Origin of the sequence: Crenothrix polyspora, assembly GCF_900163755.1 — a bacterium.
In the GTDB taxonomy this organism is placed as follows: domain Bacteria; phylum Pseudomonadota; class Gammaproteobacteria; order Methylococcales; family Methylomonadaceae; genus Crenothrix; species Crenothrix polyspora.
Window position 1 is genome coordinate 1 of record NZ_FUKI01000072.1, and the last position, 2,024, is coordinate 2,024.

Annotated in this window: 2 protein-coding genes; one reads left to right on the top strand and one right to left on the bottom strand. The window is 40.8% G+C overall.

The genetic code is table 11. The annotated features are described in order from the left end of the window. The first annotated feature begins 845 nt into the window (after window positions 1-845). A complete protein-coding gene (locus tag CRENPOLYSF2_RS04260) occupies window positions 846-1,484 on the top strand; it encodes an FMN-binding negative transcriptional regulator (RefSeq protein WP_087142722.1) in 639 nt (212 codons plus the stop codon). Between the two features lie 185 nt (window positions 1,485-1,669). On the opposite strand, the gene CRENPOLYSF2_RS04265 is transcribed toward CRENPOLYSF2_RS04260, so the two are convergent. Further along, the coding region (locus CRENPOLYSF2_RS04265) for a group II intron maturase-specific domain-containing protein (RefSeq protein WP_272867683.1) at window positions 1,670-2,024 on the bottom strand (355 nt) is incomplete at its 5' end.

Below are 2,024 nucleotides of genomic sequence, written 5' to 3' on the forward strand. Positions count from 1 at the left end.
TTTCGGTTCTCCCACAGGGGACTTCCACCCCATTACATCGCGCCCATGCTGGGCGCACACGGGTCATTCAACCGGACTGGCCTTGATACTGGTGTGTTTTCTTACAACAATCTGGCCAGCCGGTTAATTCAACGTTAGCCTTCTGTTTCAAAACATATAGCGATAGAAAATATCTTATCGAAAGCAGATATGAAATATATGCAATATAATTCAGCTAATTTTTGAGGTTAAATATGTGTTTGTTTTTAATAATTTAAAAAAGTTAAACTTGTTGAATTTAAAATTTATAAATCATAAAGCAATAAAAATAATTTTATTGCTTTTCAGTCTTTATTGTATTTCTTATCCATTAGCTACATTTTTTCCAAACCCTATTAGTTTAATTTTATATACAATAATAATTTATCCTGCCGCTTTATTGGATATAATAGGACTCCAGGGGCTTGTAACTGAAGGCATGTGTTGTTTTGGATGTATACTTACACCTACAACTTTAGGTTGTTTATTTGTTATATTATTTTGGTTTACGGCTTTTTGGTTTTCAAACTTAGTAAAATAATTTTTAATGTTAACTTATCTATGGTTTTTTCTACATAACACCATGTTCGAGTGTAGCAAATAAAATCGTTATTTTATTTGCATTTTTGTTCGGTGTTAATTTGGCAACAGTGCATAGTTTAGCAGGCTAACAATTTGTTCAAATGGGACTGCCCGTACTTGGCCATTTTTAAAATTTAGTTTGTAAATAACATTGGGGCTTTGCTTGTTTCCCATACGGGCAGCCCCTTAACAAAACGTTAGCGCCGTAATTTTTTAAAACCAGCTTTTAAGAGTCTCAACAATCCATGTACATACCAGATCAATTTCAAGAACCAAGAGTTGAGGTCATGCACGAACTGATTCGTTTGTATCCTCTTGCTACTCTGGTTACGTTGTCATCAGACGGCCTTACCGCAAATCACATCCCACTTCACATATCAGAAGATTCACCACCATTTGGAACTTTACGCGGTCATGTTGCTCGTTCCAATCCAATGTGGAATGATTTTTCTGAGAATGTTGACGTTTTGGCAATATTTCACGGTCCAAATGCTTACATTACTCCTTCTTGGTACGCAACTAAGCAAGAAACAGGTAAAGTTGTTCCAACTTGGAACTATACAACGGTTCATGCTTACGGCTCGTTAAAGGTTATAGATAATGCTTTGTGGATACGTTCCCAACTTGAGTCACTTACCGCTCATAATGAGGCTTCATTTGCTAAACAGTGGCAAGTATCAGATGCTCCACACGAATTTACTGAAAGATTAATTGGTGCCATCGTTGGAATCGAAATTGTTATTACAAAACTTATTGGTAAATGGAAAGTAAGTCAAAATCAGCCTATTGAGAATCAGGCCAGTGTTATTCAAGGGCTTAATGCCAGTGGTTTGCGGGACGGAGAATTAATGGCGGCAGAAATAGAATTCTATGGTAAGAATTAGGATGTCACCAGCAGAGCGTAAAAACTTGGTGTTTATTTTGGCATTTTTATTTCAGTTTTGGCTTAATTTTGCCGTATAGTTTGGCTCGCTAATCGGGTAGCCAGGGGCATCTAACCCCCAGCCCCCACACCACCCACCATGCGGGTCCGCAGTGGGCGGTTCAACGAATTGGCTCGCGTTGACACTTAGGCATAACCTTGCGCTTTGCACCAAAGGTCTTTGATGCTCAACAACCCCTGCTTTTTCAGCCATTTGTTGTTCAAAGCCATTTGTACGGCGGGGGTACGCGCCATGCGCCAGTAGCTTTTGCTGCTGAGCGCATGTTGGATGGCGGCTTTGAGGTTAATCCCCAAGGCCAGCAAATGACGGACTTTAGTACGCGGCCAGCGCCATTGTTTCCAATAGCACATACGGATGCGCCGCCGCAGCCATTCATCCAACTCAGGGATGGGGCGGTAGTATTGGCTGATGCCAAAGTAGCCGACCCAACCCCGAAGGAACTGCCCCAGTTTGTACAAGCGGTATTTCATCGACACGCCC